Annotated in this window: 17 protein-coding genes and 1 riboswitch; of the genes, 10 read left to right on the forward strand and 7 right to left on the reverse strand. The window is 67.0% G+C overall.

Features of this window, described 5'->3' with window-relative positions; genetic code table 11:
* Positions 1-166: 166 nt before the first annotated feature.
* From AB431_RS07185 to AB431_RS07205, 5 genes are read left to right on the forward strand one after another with little or no spacing between them, the layout of a single operon-like run.
* Positions 167-1,147: a PLP-dependent cysteine synthase family protein gene (locus tag AB431_RS07185; RefSeq protein WP_047333171.1), complete on the forward strand. Its 981-nt coding sequence runs from the start codon at positions 167-169 to the stop codon at positions 1,145-1,147.
* Entirely contained in the window at positions 1,134-2,294 is a 1,161-nt protein-coding gene (locus tag AB431_RS29480; protein ID WP_052960225.1) for an LLM class flavin-dependent oxidoreductase, read from the forward strand. The genes AB431_RS07185 and AB431_RS29480 overlap by 14 nt, the downstream gene beginning before the upstream one ends.
* Before the next feature lie 40 nt (positions 2,295-2,334).
* On the forward strand, positions 2,335-3,873 hold the full coding sequence (locus AB431_RS07195; RefSeq protein WP_052960226.1) for a sodium:solute symporter: 1,539 nt from the start codon (positions 2,335-2,337) through the stop codon (positions 3,871-3,873).
* A gap of 27 nt (positions 3,874-3,900) precedes the next feature.
* Positions 3,901-4,242 carry a hypothetical protein gene (locus AB431_RS07200; protein ID WP_047329354.1) on the forward strand — a complete coding sequence of 114 codons (342 nt, stop codon included), beginning with the start codon at positions 3,901-3,903 and terminating at the stop codon, positions 4,240-4,242.
* The gene (locus AB431_RS07205) at positions 4,239-5,558 is read left to right on the forward strand and encodes an LLM class flavin-dependent oxidoreductase (RefSeq protein ID WP_082135581.1); all 1,320 of its coding nucleotides are present in this window, start codon (positions 4,239-4,241) and stop codon (positions 5,556-5,558) included. The genes AB431_RS07200 and AB431_RS07205 overlap by 4 nt, the downstream gene beginning before the upstream one ends.
* A gap of 1 nt (position 5,559) precedes the next feature.
* Here AB431_RS07205 and AB431_RS07210 read toward each other — a convergent pair whose 3' ends face one another.
* The 3 genes from AB431_RS07210 to AB431_RS07220 all read right to left on the reverse strand — a co-directional run bounded on the left by AB431_RS07210 (position 5,560) and on the right by AB431_RS07220 (position 9,894).
* A complete protein-coding gene (locus AB431_RS07210; RefSeq protein WP_047329355.1) occupies positions 5,560-6,015 on the reverse strand; it encodes an MPT63 family protein in 456 nt (151 codons plus the stop codon).
* Between the two features lie 101 nt (positions 6,016-6,116).
* Positions 6,117-8,657: an FHA domain-containing protein gene (locus AB431_RS07215; RefSeq protein ID WP_047329356.1), complete on the reverse strand. Its 2,541-nt coding sequence runs from the start codon at positions 8,655-8,657 to the stop codon at positions 6,117-6,119.
* Between the two features lie 37 nt (positions 8,658-8,694).
* The gene (locus AB431_RS07220) at positions 8,695-9,894 is read right to left on the reverse strand and encodes an NADH:flavin oxidoreductase (protein ID WP_047329357.1); all 1,200 of its coding nucleotides are present in this window, start codon (positions 9,892-9,894) and stop codon (positions 8,695-8,697) included.
* 69 nt (positions 9,895-9,963) lie between these two features.
* On the opposite strand from AB431_RS07220, the gene AB431_RS07225 reads away from it, so the two are divergent.
* From AB431_RS07225 to AB431_RS07240, 4 genes are read left to right on the forward strand one after another with little or no spacing between them, the layout of a single operon-like run.
* The gene (locus tag AB431_RS07225) at positions 9,964-10,812 is read left to right on the forward strand and encodes a bifunctional methylenetetrahydrofolate dehydrogenase/methenyltetrahydrofolate cyclohydrolase (RefSeq protein WP_047329358.1); all 849 of its coding nucleotides are present in this window, start codon (positions 9,964-9,966) and stop codon (positions 10,810-10,812) included.
* Positions 10,809-11,138, forward strand: coding sequence for a DUF3017 domain-containing protein (locus AB431_RS07230; protein WP_144418213.1), 330 nt, complete (start codon positions 10,809-10,811; stop codon positions 11,136-11,138). Before AB431_RS07225 ends, AB431_RS07230 begins: the two co-directional genes overlap by 4 nt.
* A gap of 56 nt (positions 11,139-11,194) precedes the next feature.
* Positions 11,195-11,806 (forward strand): TetR/AcrR family transcriptional regulator, encoded by a 612-nt coding sequence (locus tag AB431_RS07235; RefSeq protein WP_047329359.1) that lies wholly within the window; start codon positions 11,195-11,197, stop codon positions 11,804-11,806.
* Positions 11,803-13,323, forward strand: coding sequence for an FAD-dependent monooxygenase (locus AB431_RS07240; RefSeq protein WP_047329360.1), 1,521 nt, complete (start codon positions 11,803-11,805; stop codon positions 13,321-13,323). The genes AB431_RS07235 and AB431_RS07240 overlap by 4 nt, the downstream gene beginning before the upstream one ends.
* Here AB431_RS07240 and AB431_RS07245 read toward each other — a convergent pair.
* The 4 genes from AB431_RS07245 to AB431_RS07260 form a co-directional block, all read right to left on the reverse strand.
* Entirely contained in the window at positions 13,307-14,041 is a 735-nt protein-coding gene (locus tag AB431_RS07245) for a class I SAM-dependent methyltransferase (RefSeq protein WP_047329361.1), read from the reverse strand. The two genes, AB431_RS07240 and AB431_RS07245, sit on opposite strands and share 17 nt — an antisense overlap.
* Complete coding sequence (locus tag AB431_RS07250; protein ID WP_047329362.1) at positions 14,038-15,171, reverse strand: homoserine O-acetyltransferase; 1,134 nt, start codon at positions 15,169-15,171, stop codon at positions 14,038-14,040. Before AB431_RS07250 ends, AB431_RS07245 begins: the two co-directional genes overlap by 4 nt.
* Before the next feature lie 11 nt (positions 15,172-15,182).
* The gene (locus tag AB431_RS07255) at positions 15,183-16,532 is read right to left on the reverse strand and encodes a bifunctional o-acetylhomoserine/o-acetylserine sulfhydrylase (protein WP_047329363.1); all 1,350 of its coding nucleotides are present in this window, start codon (positions 16,530-16,532) and stop codon (positions 15,183-15,185) included.
* Between the two features lie 42 nt (positions 16,533-16,574).
* A riboswitch (SAM riboswitch) is annotated at positions 16,575-16,694 on the reverse strand.
* Positions 16,695-16,753: 59 nt separating this feature from the next.
* Entirely contained in the window at positions 16,754-17,026 is a 273-nt protein-coding gene (locus tag AB431_RS07260) for a DUF4242 domain-containing protein (protein WP_047329364.1), read from the reverse strand.
* A gap of 167 nt (positions 17,027-17,193) precedes the next feature.
* On the opposite strand from AB431_RS07260, the gene AB431_RS07265 reads away from it, so the two are divergent.
* A complete protein-coding gene (locus tag AB431_RS07265) occupies positions 17,194-19,776 on the forward strand; it encodes a LuxR family transcriptional regulator (protein ID WP_052960227.1) in 2,583 nt (860 codons plus the stop codon).
* Positions 19,777-19,848: the final 72 nt, after the last annotated feature.

The following is a 19,848-nucleotide window of genomic DNA, read 5'->3' on the forward strand; positions in this document are numbered from 1 at the left end:
TCACCTTGCTTTTATTCGTTTTGAAACCGGCCGGGCGTTGTTAGCTTTGCTGTCAACCCCATAGCCCGTCCCATGTCGACGCTGACTGGACGACTCGAAGAGCGTTATGGGACAACGCATCCGTGTGCGATGCAATTTCTACGACGACAAACGGATACGAGACAGCGTGGCAACCGGCCAGAAACGAATCTTCGATGACGTCGCACAGACGGTGGGAAACACCCCCCTCGTGCGTCTGAACAGCCCATTTGCTTCGGCCGATACAGAGTTGTTGGTAAAGCTCGAGTACTACAACCCGACGGCCAGCGTGAAAGATCGACTCTCTGTCGGTGCCATCAACTTCGCGGAGCGCAGCGGACAGCTGCCGCCGGGCGGCACGATCGTGGCTGCCAGCAGTGGAAACCTCGGCATCGGACTCGCAGCAGCAGGAGCCAGCCGCGGATACCGCGTCGTCATCGTCATCTACGAGGACACGAGCTACGAACGGAAAGTCATCATCCAAAACCTCGGGGCGGAGCTTGTCCTGACGCCGAAGGAGGATGGCGTCCGAGGCTCGGTCGAGGAGGCCGAGCGAATCGCCAACAGCACACCCGGTGCATTCTTCGTGAATCAGTTCATCATTCCGATCAATCGCGAAATACACCGGCAGACAACGGGACCCGAGATCTGGCGCGACACAGCCGGTGATGTCGACGCGGTCGTCATCGGTGTCGGGTCGGGCGGAACGATCAGCGGTGTCGGATCCTTCCTGAAAGCCCAGAATCCGGGCATCAAGATTTTCGCGGTCGAACCGGACAATTCCGCGGTGCTCAGCGGCGAGGAGTTCAACCCCCACAAGATCTACGGCCTGGGACCCAACTTCAAGAGTCCGAATTTCGCCGATGAGGTCGTCGACGGAATCCTCCGGGTCACCGAGCACGACGCGGCCGCCACGGCCAGGGAGCTCGCCCGATACGCCGGAATCCCAAGCGGGCTCAGCGGGGGAGCAGCGGTCGCCGCTGCCAGGCAGGTTGCCGAACGCCGAGACCCGTCCATCCGGACGATCGTCACGCTGGTGCCGGATTCCGCCGATCGCTACATATCGAGCTTCCTGTTCCAGGACGCGTTCGACGAGAACGGAGCACACCGCGAACATGTCGGTGTCTGAGCAGCAACTGGAAGAGCGCGCAGCGCGTCTGCGTCAACCGGGCAAGCAATTCAAACTGGGGTTGTTCACGCAGGTGCCCAGTACCACCGACCGGCCGGCCCGGCATACCTATGACGAGCTCATCGAAAGCATCGTCGCCGCTGAGGAACTCGGTTACGACAGCGTCTGGATCGGGCAACACCACTTCAGCCCCGAGGACGGTGGTGTCCCGTCTCCGCTGGTCGTGCTCGCCGCGGCAGCCGCGCGGACCACGCGGATTCAGCTGGGCACGGCGGTCATTGCCCTGCCCTTCGAACACCCGATCCGCCTCGCCGAGGATCTCTCCGTGCTGGACGAGATATCGGGTGGCCGCGTCCAGGTCGGACTGGGCGGCGCCCGAGGAGACCTGCAGGCTTTCAACACCTTCGGTGTCGACTTCTCGGCGCGTCACGAACTGTTCGACCGCAATCTCGAGATTCTCCACCATCTGCTGGAGGGCCTGGAGTGTACGCAGTTCGTCCATGCTCGCGTCGGCGCGTCGTCGCCCTCGCAGCTCTCCGCGTCCGATTCGGTTGCCGGTCAACAGGCGTCAGCGGATGTGGAGCCGAAGCGACTCTTCCCCAGCGTGACGAGTCTGCGGGACAGGCTGTGGCAGACGGCCAGTAGCGAAGAACGAGCTCGCTTGATTGCCCGGAACGGCAACGGGCTCATGATCGGTGCGTTCCACGACCATGTCATCTTCCACCAGCTTCGGTTCATCGTCGGCTATCTGGAAGAATGGCTGGCACTGCACGGCAATCTCGAAGACGCACGAGTGGGCGCGCAGCGCTTCACCTTTCACGGCGAGAGCGCAGACGCGATTGCGGATGAGCTGGCATCGCACGTGGCGGCCACGCAACGAACTCTGGACGCCCGCTTCCCGCAGCTGGGCGCGCTGTCACCGAAGGAATATCTGCGAACGGTCGCGCGAACCGGCACCGCAGCGGACATCGTTCGGCAGCTTCAGGAGGATCGGGCGCTGTTGGGGTTCGTCACCGACTTCTTCCCGACCACCGGGCTGTTCCCGTCGGTCAGGACAGGTACTGCCGGAGCGGATCTCGACGTCGAACGATTGCGCTTCGTCGCCGAGGAGATCGCGCCGGAACTCGGGTGGAAACCCGCCGCGTAACGCCCTCACCCATTTCATCACTCACACAAGGAGACCGGCTGTGCCGCACCTCGAATTCATCCAGCAGTCAGGCGCATTGGGGTATGCGCTGCTGTTCGGTCCGGGCATCGTACTGTTGCTCATCGCCCTCGCTGTGAAGGGCGCCGTCAAGACGACACACAACTTCGTGATCTCCGGCCGCCTTCTTGGCTTCGGGTTCGGGGTGGCGTCGCTGATCTCGGTGTGGACGTGGTCGATGGCGGTGATGTTGTCGTCCGCTCAGGCCTACACCTGGGGTACCTCTGGCCTGGTCTGGTTCATCGTGCCCAACGGGCTCGCGGTGATCATCATGGTGCCCTTTGCGTTGAAGCTCCGCCAGAAGATGCCGGCCGGATACACGCTCGCGGAATTCATCCGCGCGCGGTTCCAGAACACGATCAGCAGTGTGGCGACCCTGATCTTCTTGATCGGAGCATTGCTCGGCGTCATCATGATCAACCTCGCCGGGCTGGTGCTCGTCATGAACAAGATCTTCGGGCTGACCCCGATCGGCATCGTCATCACCGGCATCGTCGTCGTCACCGTGTACTCGTATTTCGGCGGGTTGACGACATCCGCGGTCACCGGAACGTTGAACACGCTGCTGCTTGGCGTCGGCTCGTCGGTGGTCGTGCTCTTCGCCCTTGCCAAGGCCGGCGGCGCCGAACTGATCTTCGACAAGGTCGACGCTTTGGGGGACCAGCATCTGAACCCGTTCAATCCGGTCACCGCCGCGAGCTTCGGCCTCGCCTTGGCGCTCGGGCTGCTGACCAACGTCATCGCCGATCAGTCGTTCTGGCAACGTGTTTGGGCGATCAGGCCCAAGGACCTCGGCCGCAGCTTCCTGTGGGCGGGTGTGTGGTTCTATCCCATTCCGCTGGCGCTCGGATTGCTCGGGTTCATCGGGGTCGCCTACGGCGTGACGCCCGAGCAGCTGGGCTCGTTGGGTGCAGGGGCGGTCGGCCCGCACGTCATCGCCAGTCTCGGTCTGCCGGTGTTCATCGTCGCGCTCTATACGCTCGTCGTGGTCAATGCGTGCTTCGCGGCGATCGACGGTGCCCTCTCGGGGGTGACCTCACTGGTCGCGGTCGACATCGTGCACCGGTATTGGCCGAAGGTGTCCGAGCGCAGGCTGCTCACCATCACCAAGACCAGCATGATCGTCGCGGCCGCGATCGCCGGTGGTGTGGTGCTCACCGGTATCGACTACGTGAATCTGGTGACCACCGTGTACTTCTACGGCACCAGCCTGCTCATCCCGGTGACGCTGTCCATCTTCTGGTCGCGGATGACCGGGACGGGATACGTCGCGGGCGTGCTCGCCGGCATCGCCGTCGGAGGTCCGCTTCGGGAGACCCTCGGGCCCACCTACGGACCGCTGTTCGGAATCATCGGCTTGATCGCCGCGTCGGCGATCGTGTCGGTCGTGGTGAGCCTGCGAGCCAACACCCGGTTCGACTTCGGCAGCCTCGCCGAAGGCAAGGGCGCACTGCTCGAACGTGACACCGCGAGCGTCGCCACCGAGAAGCCCGGTGACCCCGTCGTCGCCGGTCAGCAGTAGCAGCCGAAGCTCCCGAAAGGCATTGTCGTGACTCTTTTTTACCTCGGCGCCGGCATCGGCCTGGTGCTCGCCGTCATCTATCTGATCGTCGGTACGTTGAGCTTCCTGCGGATCCGGCGAGAGCTGGCCGAAGGCACCGGCATCGGCGCATTCGACGAAGAGCTCGAATCTTCGGAAGTTGCACTGGTTCCCGGCTTCACATGGAAGGCCACCGTAGCGGTCCTCACGTCGTTGGTGTTGCTGATCATCGCGTCCTATAGCGGTGCGTTCTGGTATGTCCTTGCCTTCAGCGGCCTCGGTACCGCTGCCGCGGTGATCGTGGCGTTCATCCTCGAGTTGCGCGGCGACCGGGCGGAGAGCGGCGCGTGACGAAGAAGAAGGCGCACCTGCTCGGGTTCGTTCAGCACGGCGTGATGAACCACGCCTCCACGATGTGGGCCCACCCGCGCGATAAGGTCGGTTACCACTGGTCGCGGCCGGAGTACTGGCGCGATCTCGGGAGGACCATGGAACGTGGCCTTTTCGACGCGATGTTCATCGCCGACGAACTCGCGCCGTACACGACCTACAAGGGCAACTCCGATCCGGTGGTGAAGTTCGCGGGCCAGTGTCCGGTGCACGAGCCCGCCAGCGTCGTCCCGATCGTCGGTGCGTTCACGCAGCACCTCGGCATCGGTATCACTCTGTCGACTTCCTTTGTGCCGCCCTACATGATGGCCCGTCAGCTCTCGACGCTCGATCACCTCACCGGCGGCCGCGTCGGCTGGAACATCGTCACCTCGTACTCCAAGAGCGAATTCCAGGCGATGGGCAAGGAGAACCTGACGCCGCGCGACAAGCGCTACGAGGTGGTCGAGGAGTACATGCAGCTGCTGTACCAGCTGTGGGATTCATGGGACGACGACGCCATCGTCTACGACCGGGAGAACGGCATTTTCGCCGACCCGGCCAAGGTCCGCGAAGTCGACTTCCAAGGCGAGTTCTTCAAGTCCAAGGGCCGCCACTTCGTCGCCCCCTCGCCGCAGAAACGGCCTGTGCTGTGGCAAGCCGGATCGTCGGACCAGGGCCGTGAATTCGCGGCCAAGCACGCCGAATCCGTGTTCGGCATCTTCCCGACGCCCAAGAGCATGCGGGCCTACGCCGACGACATCCGCACCCGCGCCAGTGATGCCGGCCGTGACCCCGAGTCGGTGAAGCTGATCTACGGCCTGCAGACCATCATCGACCGCGACAAGGGCCGCGCCAACGACCGGTACGCCGAATTCGTGGAGAAGGTGCAGATCGAGAGCGCGCTCGGAATCCTCTCCGGCCACACCGGTTTCGACTTCTCCACGCTCGGCCTCGACGACAACGTGGTGGATGCCGACGTGCAGGGCATCCGTGGTCTGTTCGACGCGATCCTCGAGGCCAAGGACGGCGCGCCGGTGACGGTGCGCGAAGCCGCGCAGATCTACGGCGTCTCGATGGGTGCGCCGGTGGCCGTGGGTACACCGTCCGACGTCGCCGACCAGATGGAGCAGTACCTCGACGAGGGCGGCTGCAACGGCTTCATGATGCTGGCCACCGATACACCGGGCTGCTTCAACGACATGACCGAGCTGCTGGTGCCGGAGTTGCAGCGTCGCGGTCGCTTCCGCACCCGCTACCCCGGCACCACCCTGCGTGAAAGCCTGCAGGAGTACTGAGCTACTTCCAGACCAGCAGGTCCTCGACCCCGTTGTTGTAGACCACCTGGGTCGGGGCGGGACCGGTCACGTCGAAATACAGCTTGCCAGAAGACGTGTCGCCCTGCTGCAGGGTCGCCCCGCTGATGCCCTGCGGCGTGGCGGCCTGCCACAGCACCGGGTAGTTGGTGGCTCCTGCGCGGGCGTTGAAGTCGGGGATGATCGGCGTGACGGTGCCCTTGGCGGCGCGCACCTTGGCGGTGGCCTCCCACAGCTTGCCTGCGAGCGGATAGCCAGGGATCGTGTCGGTGCTGGGCTTCAGGGCAGTGATCTTCCACACCGTGATCACCTGGCCGCCGTTGTCGACCAGATGATTCCAGCCACCGAACTTGTCGACGCTCGGATCGGCCGCCGCGGTGGGGGCGAACGCGACCGACAGGCTCACTGCTGCGGCCAGCGCCGCCGCTTTCATCCTCATGCGCCGAAACGCTATGGACGCCGGATGAACGGCAGTCAACCGCGACACGAATTCCAGTTGCGCTGCACCTCAACGGGCGCTGACCGGCGGCAGCGGGCAGGCTAAGCGCTCTTGAGTCGGATCTTCCAGCGCACCAGGCTCAGATATCCGATGCACAGCACGCCGAGCATGCCCATGTCGAACCACCACCGTGCCGCGGTGTGCTCCCAGTGCCGGTCCTTCGGCGTCAGCGGTCCGGGCACCAACTTGATCAGGTCGACGGTCGAGGCCGACGCCGCGAATCCCCAGCGGGCCGGGGTGAACCACGACAGCTGATCGAGCACAAGGCGACCGGTCACCGGGATCATGCCGCCGGAGAACACCAACTGGCTCATGACCGCGACCACGAGCAGCGGCATGATCTGCTCGTTGGACTTGGCCAGCGCCGAGAGCGCCAGACCCACCATCGCCGCGGTGACCGTCGTCGCGGCCATCACCACGAACAACTCCAGCGTAGGACTCAGGAAGGTCAGCGACCCCTGCGTCGGGCTGCCCTTGCCGGCGATGGTGATGGCCGTGACGATCGAGGACTGCACGATCGCGAACACCGCGTAGATACAGACCTTCGCCAGTAGATACGCCGTCGTAGACAACCCGACGGCCTGTTCTCGGCGGAAGATCGCGCGTTCACCGATCAGGTCACGCACGGTCAGCGCGGTCCCCATGAAGATTGCACCGACGTTGAGCAACACCAGAATCTGGCCGGGCTCGTTGGGGGCGTCACCCATCGGATTGGGCACGCCGAAGCCGACGGTGCCCGGCACCGACAGGGACAGCACACCCATGATGAACGGCAGCATCGCCAGGAACGCGAAATAACCCCGGTCGGAGATGATCAAGCGCAACTGGCGGCGCGCGATGGTCGAGAACTGGCGCAGCAGGCTGGTGTGCGTCGGTTCGCCCATCGCCGACGGAGTTTCCACCGGCGGCGGAGGGGGAGTCGGCCCGGTCTGCTGCAGGTAGCGCTGATAGGCGGCGTCGGGATCACCAGCGACCGTGCTGAAGATGTCGGCCCAGTTGGTGGTGCCCATCGCCGGACCGATCTGGCTGGGCGGACCGCAGAACGCGGTCTTGCCGCCAGGCGCCAGCAGCAGCACCTGGTCGCACACGTCGAGGTAGGTCAGCGAGTGGGTGACCACCAGCACCACGCGGCCGGCGTCGGCCAGCTGGCGCAACATCGTCATGACCTGACGGTCGAGTGCAGGGTCCAGACCCGACGTCGGCTCGTCGAGGATCAGCAGTGACGGACCGGTCAGCAGCTCCAGTGCCACCGAGGCGCGCTTGCGCTGACCGCCGGACAGTTTGTCCACCCGGGTGTTCTGATGCTGGGTCATCTCCAGCTCGGCCAGGACCTGGGCCACCACTTGCTGGCGGTCCTCCTTGGTGGTGTCCGGCGGCAGCCGCAGTTCGGCGGCGTACATCAGCGCCTGGTTCACGGTCAGCTGCCCATGCACCACGTCGTCCTGCGGCACCATGCCGATCCGGGATCGCAGCGAGGCGTACTCGGCGTGGATGTTGTGACCCTCGAAAGTGACTGTGCCGCTTGTCGGATGGGTGTAGCCCGCGACCAGTCGCGCGAACGTCGACTTACCCGCACCGGACGGGCCGATCACCGCGGTCAGCGTGCCGGGGCGAGCAGTCAGCGAGATGTTGTCCAGCAGCGTCTTGTTGTGCTCGATCGTCCAGGTCACCGCTCGCACGTCCAGACCGCCGGTGGCGGTGGCCGCCTCGGTCTCGGTGCGCCGGACCAGCGTGCCGCCGGAGAAGACGAGGTCGATGTTGCCGATCGTCACGGTGTCGCCGTCGTTCAGCAACGCCCGGTCGACCCGGTTGCCGTTGACGAACGTGCCGTTGATGCTGCGGTTGTCGACGATCTCGGTGCCACCCGGCGTCGGGATCAGCGTGGCGTGGTGACGCGAGGCCAGCACGTCGGGGATGACGATGTCGTTGTCGGTCGCGCGCCCGATCTTGATCCCGCCCGGCGGCACATCACCGGGGGCGCCCGGGCGCAGGATCTTCAGCATCGACGTCGCGAGGTTCGACGACGATGACTGCGTCGGCCTGCCTACCGCCGGGCGCATCTGCGTCGGCGCGGCCGGTGCGGGCCCGGCTCCGGTGGGCGGGTGGTACGCCGGCTGGGCCCGCGAACCGCTGGTCGGATATGCCGGCGGCTGGTGGCCCCACTGCCCGGCGGTCGCCGCACCCCTGCTCGGGTTGGCCGGCCACGACGGCGACGACGGCGGCGCGGAGACCCGAACCCCGGAGGTCTGCGGCGGGCGTCCCACCGAGCCCTGATGGCGGCCGAGCCCGAAACTCATCGGAGGTCCGTCGGGGTTGCCGACGTTGACGGTCAGGCCATCACTGATGTCGACCGACGGCACCCGCCGGCCGTTGACGAACATGCCGTTCAGCGAGCCGTTGTCGATCGCCATCCACCGGCCATGGTCGAATCGCAGCACCAGGTGGGCGCGAGAGATCAAAGGGTGGGCGATTCGCACGTCGGCACGGAGGTCGCGGCCGACCACGACGTCATGCCCAGCGGCGAAAGTACGCTCCGACCCGTCGTACCGAACTGTCAGATCAGGCGCGGCTGGTCGAGTCATCGAGACCAACTCTATCGGTAACGGCGCCGCCGGCTCGTTACGCCGGACCGCCCGTCACCACACAGAGCGTCCGCGAGTAGATGGTCGGCATGCATTTGTTGCAGTGCGTGCACATCGACTTCACCGAGTGCGCCTCGCCGTCGGCCTGAATGCGATTGACCAGATCAGGCTCGGCCAGCAGTGCCCGGCCCATTGCCACGAACTCGAAACCGGCGGCCATCGCGCGGTCCATGCTCTCGCGGTTCGTGATGCCGCCGAGCAGGATCAGCGGCATCGTCAGCTCCTTGCGGAACTGCTCGGCGTCGCGCAGCAGGTACGTCTCCCGGTAGGGGTATTCGCGCATGAACTTCTTGCCGGTCATCCGCATGCCCCAGTTCAGCGGCCATTTCTGCGCCGCGGCGAACTCCTTGACCGGGGCGTCGCCGCGGAACAGGTACATCGGGTTGAGCAGCGAGCTGCCCGCGGTGAGTTCGATGGCGTCCAGGCCGCCGTCCTCTTCGAGCCACTTCGCGGTCTGCAGGGATTCCTCGATGTTGATCGACCCGCGGACCCCGTCGGCCATGTTGAGCTTGGCGGTCACCGCGATCGGTGCGGGTCCGAGCCGCTCGACCTCGCGACGGACGGCCAGCACGATGCCGCGAGCCACCTTGGCCCGGTTCTCCAGCGAGCCGCCGAATTCGTCGGTGCGCCGGTTGATCATCGGCGACAGGAAGGAACTCGCCAGATAGTTGTGGCCGAGATGGATCTCGACGGCGTCGAAGCCGGAGTCGATGGCGAACCGGGCTGCCGACGCGTGCGCAGCGATGACGTCGTTGATGTCATCGCGGCTGGCGTGCCTGGCGAATTTCATCGACAGCGGGTTGAAGAACCGGACCGGAGCCAGCGCCGGCGCCTTGTTCGAGCGCGCATTCGCCACCGGGCCGGCGTGGCCGATCTGGGCGCTGATCTTGGCACCCTCGGCGTGCACGGCGTCGGCGAGGCGCCGCAGGCCGGGCACCGCTTCCGGGCGCATCCAGATCTGGCCGCCGTTGGTGCGCCCACCCTGGCTGACCGCGGTGTAGGCGACGGTCGTCATGCCGATGCCGCCGGCGGCGACGGCCCGGTGGAAGGCGATCAGATCGTCGGACACCACGTCGTCGGGGGTGCGGGCCTCGAAGGTGGCCGATTTGATGGTGCGGTTGCGCAGGGTGATGGGTCCAAGCTGGGCCGGGCTGAACACATCTGGCGCACTGTTCATTACCGCAGCTGACCACGCTGCGAACGGTGCTGTCAACGACAGCGTTCGGTCAATGGAACAATACGGTCCGTGGTCGCGATCAGCCTGGACGGCAAGCTCACCCGTGACGAGATCTTCGTCGATCTCGCCGACCGCGTGGCGGCGCTGACCGCTGCTGGACGCACACCGGGACTGGGTACCGTCCTGGTCGGTGACGACCCCGGCTCGCACGCCTACGTCAAAGGCAAGCACTCCGACTGTGCGAAGGTCGGCATCACCTCGATCCGTCGGGATCTGCCCGCCGATGTGAGCCAGGCGCAGCTCGACGACACCCTCGACGAACTCAACGCCAACCCTGAGTGCACCGGCTACATCGTGCAGCTGCCGTTGCCGCGTCACCTCGACGAGAACGCCGCGCTGGAGCGGGTCGACCCGGACAAGGACGCCGACGGATTGCACCCGACCAACCTGGGCCGGCTGGTGCTGGGCAAGGCGGCGCCTTTACCCTGCACCCCGCGCGGCATCGTGCATCTGCTGCGCCGTTTCGACGTGCCCATCGCAGGGGCGCACGTCGTGGTCATCGGCCGCGGTGTGACGGTCGGTCGCCCGCTGGGCCTGCTGCTCACCCGCCGCAGTGAGAACGCCACAGTGACGTTGTGTCACACCGGAACTCGCGATCTGCCTACGCTTACCAAGCAGGCCGACATCATCGTGGCCGCAGTCGGGGTGCCGCACATGCTGACTCCGGACATGGTGCGGCCCGGCGCTGCCGTGGTCGACGTCGGGGTGAGCCGGGTGGAGGGCAAGCTCACCGGCGACGTGCATCCCGACGTTTGGGAGGTCGCCGGCCATGTGTCGCCCAATCCCGGCGGGGTCGGCCCGCTGACCAGGGCCTTCCTGTTGACCAACGTCGTCGAACTGGCCGAAGCGGCCCAGTGACGGCTCGCGCGAAGCGCCGGCTGCCGACCCGAGCGGAGGCGGCGGCCTTCACCGGGCGGGTGGTGCGATCGCAGTGGCCGATCCTGGGAGTCGGCGTGATCTTCGTGGTCGCGTTTGTTCTTGTGGCGGCCGGGTTCTGGCGCCGCGGCTCGCTGTTGATCGGCATCGCGGTGGGCGTGGCCGCGGCGATGCGGTTGGTGCTCTCCGATGACCGGGCGGGCCTGCTGGTGGTCCGTTCGCGCGGAGTCGACTTCGCGACGATGACGACGGTCTGCGTGATCATGGTGTACGTCGCGTCGACGATCGACCCATTGGGCACCAGCTGATTATTGCCCGACGGGCAATCTTGCACGGTGTGCAACTTTGGGCGTAGCGTGGCGGCGTGACCGAGGGACTGCGCGAGCGCAAAAAGGCCGACACGCGCAGGGCGCTCAGTGATGCCGCCCTGCATCTGGCCTTCGAGCGCGGGATCGACAACGTCACCCGGGAAGCTATCGCAGAGCGGGCCGGGGTGTCACTGCGCACGTTCAACAACTACTTCGCCGGCAAGTACGACGCCATCGCCTACCGTCAGCTCGAGCGAATGCGCCGCAGCCTCAACGTCTTTCGTGAGTGGCCGGCGGGTGAGCCGCTGTGGACGGCCATCACCGAGTCGGTGCTCGAGCCGCTGCTGGCCGAGATGGGCGAGGGCTACGCGCCCACCCGCGACCAGCTTGACCAGCTCGTCGAACTGAGTATGGCCATCGAGGTGCGTAATGCGCTGGCCAACAACCTGATGGCCGAATGGATCGAGGCGATCGCCGAGCGCACCGGAACCGACCCCGCGCGCGACATGTATCCCCGCCTCGTGGCCGCCAGCATCCGTGCCGTCGCCGAAGCCGCCATGGACACCTACATCGCCTCCGACCCGCCCGTTCCGATCGTCGGCCTGATTCGCCGGGGTTTCGCCGACGTCGTCGCCGGGCTGCCCGAACGGAAAAGAGAGTCCTCATGACCGAGAAGTGCGACGTCGTCATCTCCGGAGCCGGCCCCAATGGCCTGATGCTGGCCTGCGAGCTGGCGCTGGCCGGAATCACCGCGGTCGTCCTCGACGCCCTGCCCGGGGCCGGTGCCGAACCGAAGGCCAACGGCCTTGTCGGACAGGTGGTCCGGATGCTCGATCTGCGCGGGCTCTACGCGACATTCACCGGTGAGGACCGCCCTCAACCGCTGCCGGGATGGATGTTCTCCGGCATGCAGCTGGCCTATCCCGACCCGTCGACCAGTCCGATGTACGCGATGATGCTGCCCCAGCCGCGACTGGTGCGGCTGCTGGAAAAGCGCGCTCGCGATCTCGGTGTCGACCTGCGCTGGGGACACGAACTCACCGGCCTGCAGCCAACTGGCGACGGTGTGGCGCTCAGCGTCGCCACCGCCGACGGCGACCACTCGCTGACCGCCGGCTACCTTGTCGGTGCCGACGGCGGCCGCAGCCTCGTCCGTAAGAGCGTCGGCATCGGCTTCCCCGGAACCACCTCGGATACCGTGGCGCGCCTGGCGCAGGTGCACGTTCCCGACGAGATGCGCGCCCCCGACGGCGGCCTCGATCTGCCCGGTGTCGGCCATATACCGTTCGGGCACAACAGGTTCGACCAAGGCATGGTGCTCGTCGGCAGCTTCGCGCCGGATGTGCTGCTGATCGGCACCAGAGAGGACGGGCGCGCCGCCGAGGACGGGCCGATGTCACTCGACGAGCTGCGCGCCAGCCTGAAACGAATTCTGGGTGTCGACGTGCCGCTGGAAGAACCGCGTGGCGCCGGCCCGCATGCGCTGCGCCGCATCGACGGCCAGAACACCCGGCAGGCCGAGCATTACCGGGCCGGACGGGTGCTGCTGCTCGGCGACGCCGCACACGTGCACTCCGCGATGGGCGGACCCGGGCTGAACCTCGGCCTGCAGGACGCGGTGAATCTCGGCTGGAAGCTGGCAGCCGACATCAACGGCTGGGCGCCGCACGGCCTGCTCGACACCTACGAATCCGAACGCCACCCAGTCGGCCGGCGGGTGATGATGCACTCGATGGCCCAGAGCGCGCTCATGGCTCCAGGCCCCGAAGTAGCCGAGCTGCGAACACTTTTCAACGAACTGATCGCCATCCCCGACGTCAGTCAACACCTGGGTCGATTGCTCGCCGGCTCGGACGTCCGCTACGACGTCGGCGACGACCACCCGCTGTCGGGCTATCTGGTGCCCGACCTCATCCTGGACGACGGACGCCGGGTGGCCGGCCTGCTGCACGCGGCCAGGCCGGTACTGCTCGACCTGTGCGGCGGTGCGGCCGCCAACGCCGCACAGGGCTGGGCCGCCCGCGTCGACACGATCGCGGGTGGGCTGACAGGTGGCCCGTCGGCCGTTCTCATTCGGCCCGACGGCTATGTCGCCTGGGCCGCAGACGATTTCGGCACCACCGATGCGCAGAACCTGTGCATCGCGCTGCAGCGCTGGTTCGGACCGGCTAGGGACGCAGCGTAGCCCGAATGCCCACCGTGATGTAGGGCAGCGCCAACCCGGCGGAATTAGCCAGCGCCGGATGCGTTCTCAGCAGCTCGCGAACCTCGTCCAAGGTTTGTGTGCGCACGTCCGTCGGTGAGGTGATGCAGTAGCTGCGCGAGGCCACCAGGTCGATCAGCGCCTGCGGCGTCAGATAACTCGTCCACTCGACGCGGTGGTGTTCGACATCAACGAACGGCTCGGGCAGGGTTGTGGTCTCGTTGAATTGAGCATTTTCGTGGCCGATGATGCGGCCGAGATCCTTGACCCAGCCCAGGCGTTCGTCCCGGGCGTTCCACACCAGGCCGAGCCGGCCGCCCGGCCGAAGCACCCGGGCCACCTCGGCGACCGCGCGCTCCGGATCGAACCAATGCCAGGCCTGCGCCACCAACACCGCGTCAACATGAGAGTCCGGCAACGGGATCTGCTCAGCGGTCCCGAGAAGCGCCGGCGTATCGGGCAGCGCGGAGCTGAGCAACTCCAGCATCTCGGCCAAGGGATCGACCGCCACCACATCCAGGCCGCGCTCGACCAGCCGGGTGGTGAGCTTGCCGGTACCGGCACCCAGGTCCAGCACGTCGCGCGCATCGGGCGGCAACAGCCAGTCGATGGCCTCCGGCGGATACGACGGGCGACCGCGCTCGTAGGCGGCGGCCTCGGACCCGAAGGACAGTGAACGTTCCCGCCGCGACTCGGTCACGGCGTGCGGGAACTCTCGGCCAGATCCAGTGTCCGGCGGATCAGTTCGCCCACGGCCTCGGTCTCGACGAGGAAACCGTCGTGGCCGTAGATCGACTCGACGACGTTGAGTCCCGAGCAGTTCGGCAGCAACCCGGCCAGCTCCTCCTGCAGCCGCAGCGGGTAGAGCCGGTCGGAGGTGATGCCGCCGACCACAGTCGGCACCGGGCACGACCCCAGCGCGGCGGCCACACCACCGCGTCCGCGCCCGACGTCGTGGTTGGACAGCGTCTCGGTCAGCGTCACGTAGCTGCCCGCGTCGAACCGATCGACCAGCTTGGCGCCCTGGTATTCCAGATAGCTCTGCACGGCGTAGCGGCCGCCGGCGAGCGTGTCCTCGTCGTCCTGGGCTGCGTTGCCGAACCGGCTGTCGAGCTCGACCTCACCGCGATACGTCAGGTGCGCGAACCGGCGTGCCAGCTGTAATCCGACGTCCGGGTTGCGGCCGGTGCCGTGATAGTCACCGCCCTGCCAGTTCGGATCGGCCTTGATGGTTGCGATCTGGGTGCTCTGGGTGCCGATCTGGTCAGCGGTCGCCCGAGCGCCGACGGCCAGTACCAGCGCAGCCCGCACGCGGTCGGGATAACCGACCATCCACTCCAGCGCACGCGCGCCGCCCATCGACCCGCCGACCAGCGCGGCGACATCGGTGATGCCGAGTGCGGCCAACGCGGCCACATCGGCGTTGACCTGGTCGCGCACCGTGATGATGGGGAAACGCGAACCCCACGGCTTGCCGTCGCGGGCCAGCGAACTGGGTCCGGTCGAGCCGCGGCAACCGCCGAGCACATTGGTGGCCACCGCGCACCAGCGGTCGGTGTCGATCGGCGCGCCGAGGCCAGCGACGCCGTCCCACCAGCCGGGGGTCGGGTGGCCGGGGCCGGCAGGCCCGGTCAGATGCGAGTCGCCGGTCAGCGCGTGCAGCGCCACGACGACGTTGTCGCGGTTCGGGGAGAGCTCACCCCAGCGCTGCACCGCGATCGAGACGTCCTCGAGCACCTCGCCGCTCTCCAGGGTCAGCGGGCCGATGTCGACGACGCCGATCTCGCCCTCAGCAGGCAGGGTCACCACACGTTCATCCGAGATAGTCATGTCAGGCTCACTCAAAAGGCCGCCACGGCCCGCGGGTCCGACTGTCCGTCCGAGATGGACCTGGCGGCCGCGAAGCCGCGTTCCAGATCGGCCAGGATGTCGTCGATGCCCTCGAGGCCGACGGCCAGGCGCACCAGCCCCGGCGTGACACCGGTGGCCAGCTGCTCCTCGGCGGACAGCTGCTGGTGCGTGGTCGACGCCGGGTGGATCACGAGCGAGCGCACATCGCCGATGTTGGCGACATGGCTGTGCAAGGTGAGGGCGTTGACGAACGCCTTGCCCGCCTCGACGCCGCCGGCCAGCTCGAAGGCCAGTACCGCCCCGGTTCCTCTGGGCGCCAGCTTCTTACCGCGCTCGTACCAAGGCGAGGTCGGCAGACCCGCGTAGTTGACCGACACCACGTCGTCGCGCCCGGCCAGGTATTCGGCGACCTTGAGCGCGTTGGACACGTGACGTTCGATCCGCAGGCTCAGCGTCTCCAGGCCCTGGGCGATCAGGAAGGCGTTGAACGGCGAGGCGGCCGAGCCCAGGTCCCGCAGCAACTGGACACGCGCCTTGAGCGCATAGGCTGGCGGCCCGAGTTCGGCGAACACCACACCGTGGTAGCTGGGGTCCGGGGTGGTGAACCCGGGGAACTTGCCGCTGGTCCAGTCGAACTTGCCGCTGTCGACGATCACCCCGGCGATCGCCGTGCCGTGCCCGCCGAGGTACTTGGTCGCCGAGTGCACGACGATGTCGGCGCCATGAGCGATCGGCTGGATCAGGTAGGGCGTGGCGATGGTGTTGTCCACGATCAACGGAACGCCGTTGTCGTGGGCCACCTTGGACACCGCGGGGATGTCCAGAATGTCGATCTGAGGATTGGAGATCGTCTCGCCGAAGAACGCCTTGGTGTTCGGCTGGACCGCCGCCTGCCAGGACTCCGGGTCGTCCGGGTCGGTGACGAACGTGGTTTCGATGCCCAGCTTGGGCAGCGTGTAGTGCAGCAGGTTATAGGTACCGCCGTAGAGCCGTGGGCTGGACACGATGTGGTCTCCGGCGTTGGCCAGATTCAGGATCGCGAAGGTTTCCGCGGCCTGGCCCGACGACAGGAACAGCGCGGCTACGCCGCCTTCGAGTGCGGCGATCCGCTGCTCGACGGTGTCCTGGGTCGGATTCATGATCCGGGTGTAGATGTTGCCCGGCTCGGCCAGGCCGAACAGCGCGGCGGCGTGCTCGGTGCTGTCAAAGGTGTACGACGTGGTCGCGTAGATCGGCAGTGCCCGCGCGTGTGTCGCCGCGTCCGGGGTCTGCCCGGCGTGGATCTGTTTGGTCTCGAAGGACCAGTTGGCGGTCGGATCCTCGGTGTCTGGCGTGCTCATGTGAAACGAACCTCCATCTGTTCTGGGGGCCCGTTCATGGCGGACCCGCGCTTGCCGTGCAGCCGACTGCGACTGCTCAACCTGGTCTTCACCCGGAGCACCCCACCGCGGTTGGAGGGTTGCCGGCCAGCAAGCCGGGGCTTGATGCTGGCACTCATGACCGGTTGAGAGCTTAGCGCAACTTGTCTTTTGTCGGCCAGCGGCACCGGTCTCGAGGGCCGTCAGCCGGCGGTGTGCGGGCCGAATTCAGCCGCAATCGGCGAGATCAGGTCGGCCGGAAACCCACCGCGCCTGGCGTGTTCGCGGACGGTGTCTTCGTCGTCGGCCTCGTGAATGCAGTAGACCTTGTCACCCGCGACGTAGCTGGTGATCCATCGGTAGGGCACACCCAGCGAAGCGACGCAGGTGTTCGACTTCCCGGAGATCTCGGCGAGCTGCGTGTCGCTGAGTTCGCTCGCGCCGGGAATCGTGCGCTCGATGAGGAATCTGGTCATGGTGGTCTCCTGTCGGTGAGGGCCCGGCGGGAGCCGGACTGGACTCACCGTCGCTCATCCCGCCGTGCCGGGTCATCGGGAACCACTCCCTATCTTTTGCCGCGCAGCTTCCTCATTCGTCTTGATTTGCGCTGGTCAGCGGTGATTCCCGTCGTTACCATCGGCCCATGGCGCTGATGGAGCGCGAGCATGCCTTCGCCGTGCTCGACGAGTGTGCCGAGCGCGCTCGCGCCGGACGCGGAGGCCTTGCGGTCGTTGTCGGGGAGGCCGGTGCCGGCAAGACGTCGTTCGTCGACGCCTTTGTCGCCGGTCGGCCCGACGGGGTTCGACTGCTGTGGGGCGCGTGTGATCCGCTGCCCACACCGCGGCCGCTGGGCCCGATCCTCGACGTGTCGGGTGACCTCGCGGCGAGGACCCGGGCAGTGCTCGACGAGGCTGAACACGCCTACGACATGTTCGACGCCGTCTTCGACGACCTTCACTCGGTCCCGTCGATCCTGGTGATCGACGACCTGCACTGGGCCGATCAGGGCACCGTCGACCTGCTGCGTTTCGTCCTTCGCCGGGTACAGCGGTGTCCCTCCCTGGTGCTTCTCACCGCCCGCGATGATGAGATCGCTGTCGACAGCCGCGTCCAGCAGCTTCTCGGCGACATCTCCCGCAGCCCGGCCGCGCTGTCGATACCGTTGCGACCGCTCAGCATGGCGGCGGTGACCGCGCTGGTCGGCGACCGGCCCATCGACCCGGAGCGACTCCATCGGGTGACCGGCGGCAACCCCTTCTTCGTCTCCGAGATGCTGGACCACCCCGGCGGCGACCTACCCACCTCGGTACGCAACGCCGTGTTGGCGAGAACCGTTGGGCTCGATCAGGATTCGTGGGACCTTCTGCACCTGCTGGCCTGCGCGCCGGAAGCGATCCCGGACCACCTCCTGGTCGCGCTGGGCATCGCCGTGCCGCCGCTGCGGCGTCTGCATCAGGCCAACCTCATCAGTCGCACCGCGCGGGGGGTGGCGTTCCGCCATGACCTCTGCCGTACCGCCATCGCCGGGGTCATCCCTCCCGGCGCGGAACCGCAGCTGCACAACCGGATGATCGAGGCGTACGAAGCGGTCGGCCGTACCGATCCGGCGGTGATCACCCACCACGCCATCGGTGCCGGTGATGACCGGCGCGTGCGATCGGCGGCGGCTGCCGCCGGCCAGGCGGCGGCGCGCTCGGGCGCACATCGGCAGGCCGCCGACTTCTACCGGACCGCCCTGTCCACCGCGGCCACCCTGCCGCCGGCGGAGGAGGCCGCGCTGCTGGAATTGCTCGCCGCGGAGTGCTATCTGGTCGACGAACTCGACGAGGCGATCGAGGCCTGCCGTCGCGCGCTGCAGTTGCGCCAAGAGCTCGGCGTCGCCGCCGATACGAGTTCGGTACACCACGCCATGTCCGTCTACGAGTGGTACAACGCCAACAGGTCCGCTGCGGAAACTCAAGTCGCACTGGCTGTTTCGGCCGTCGACGAGAGCCGGTCGCAGACACCGGAACAATTGGCCGCGCTCGGGCACGGGTTGGCCATGCAGGCGTACCTGGCCATGCAGTCCAGCGACCTGGCCGCCGCGGAGTCGCTGGTGCGCCGCGCCGCCACGCTGGCCGCGACGGCCGGCGAGGCGGCATTGAGCGTCCGCGTCGCGATCATCGAGGGAATCTGTTCAGTGATGTCGGGATCGCCGGCCGGGCGCGAGGACATCCTGGCGATCCTGCGTTCGGCGCCCAAGCACCTCGACGAGATCTATTCCAGTGGCTACAGCAATCTGAGCTATCTCGACGTCGAGGAGCGGCGCTTCGAGGCCGCCGCCGAGCTTCTGGACGTCAGCATGCAGCTCACGGTGGAGCGCGACCTTCCGGTGTGCCGGGTCTGGCAGATGGGTTCACGGGCCCGGATGCATTTGCTGCGCGGTGACTGGACCGATGCCGCCGCTGATGCCGGCCAGGTCCTCGACCAGCGCTGCGCGCCGCTGGCCCGGTTGTGGCCCGCGCTGGTCCGGGGGCTGGTGGAGCTGCGCCGCACCGGCGCCTGCGGCGACGACATCGACGCCGCGTGGCAGCTGGCCCAGCGATATCGCGAACCGCTTCGGGTGTTTCCCGCGGCGGCGGCGATCGCCGAACGCCGCTGGCTGTTGGGTACCGGCCCCAGCCTCGCCGACTGTCGCCGATTGCTGGACGGCCCGGAGTTGCCCGGCCTGCACTGGGCTCGGGGCGAACTGGCGGTCTGGCTGGCCAGAAACGGCATCGCCGCCGAGGTGAGTGACGTCGCGGAGCCTTACCGGCGCTTTCTGGATGGGGATCTGCTGGGCGCCGCCGACTCGTTCGCCCGCCTCGGTCTGCTCTACGACGCCGCGCTGACGTTGACCGAGACCCTTGCCGACGATCCGGTCCGGCGGGGACTCGACATGCTCGACGGACTGGGCGCCCTCGCGGTGGCCGACAAGGTACGGGCGGATCTGCGCTCGGCCGGAATGGTCGGCGTGCCGTCGCGCCGCCGTAGCACCAGCCGTACCAATCGGGTCGGACTGACCGGGCGCCAGATCGAGGTACTCGCCCTGATGAGCGACGGCATGACGAACGCCGAAATGGCCTCGGCCCTATACCTTTCGGTCAAGACCGTCGGCCACCACGTGTCCGCGATCCTGACCAAGCTGGATGCGCAGAACCGAAAAGAAGCCGTGAAGCGGGCTAGGTCGCTGGGCCTACTCGCCTGAGCTGCGACGAAAGTTACTGGTTGGTAATGAGAGCGGTCGAGATACCGCCCCCGGCAACGGACACGTGGGCCA

The sequence above is a fragment of the Mycobacterium sp. EPa45 genome, from assembly GCF_001021385.1.
GTDB lineage: Bacteria > Actinomycetota > Actinomycetes > Mycobacteriales > Mycobacteriaceae > Mycobacterium.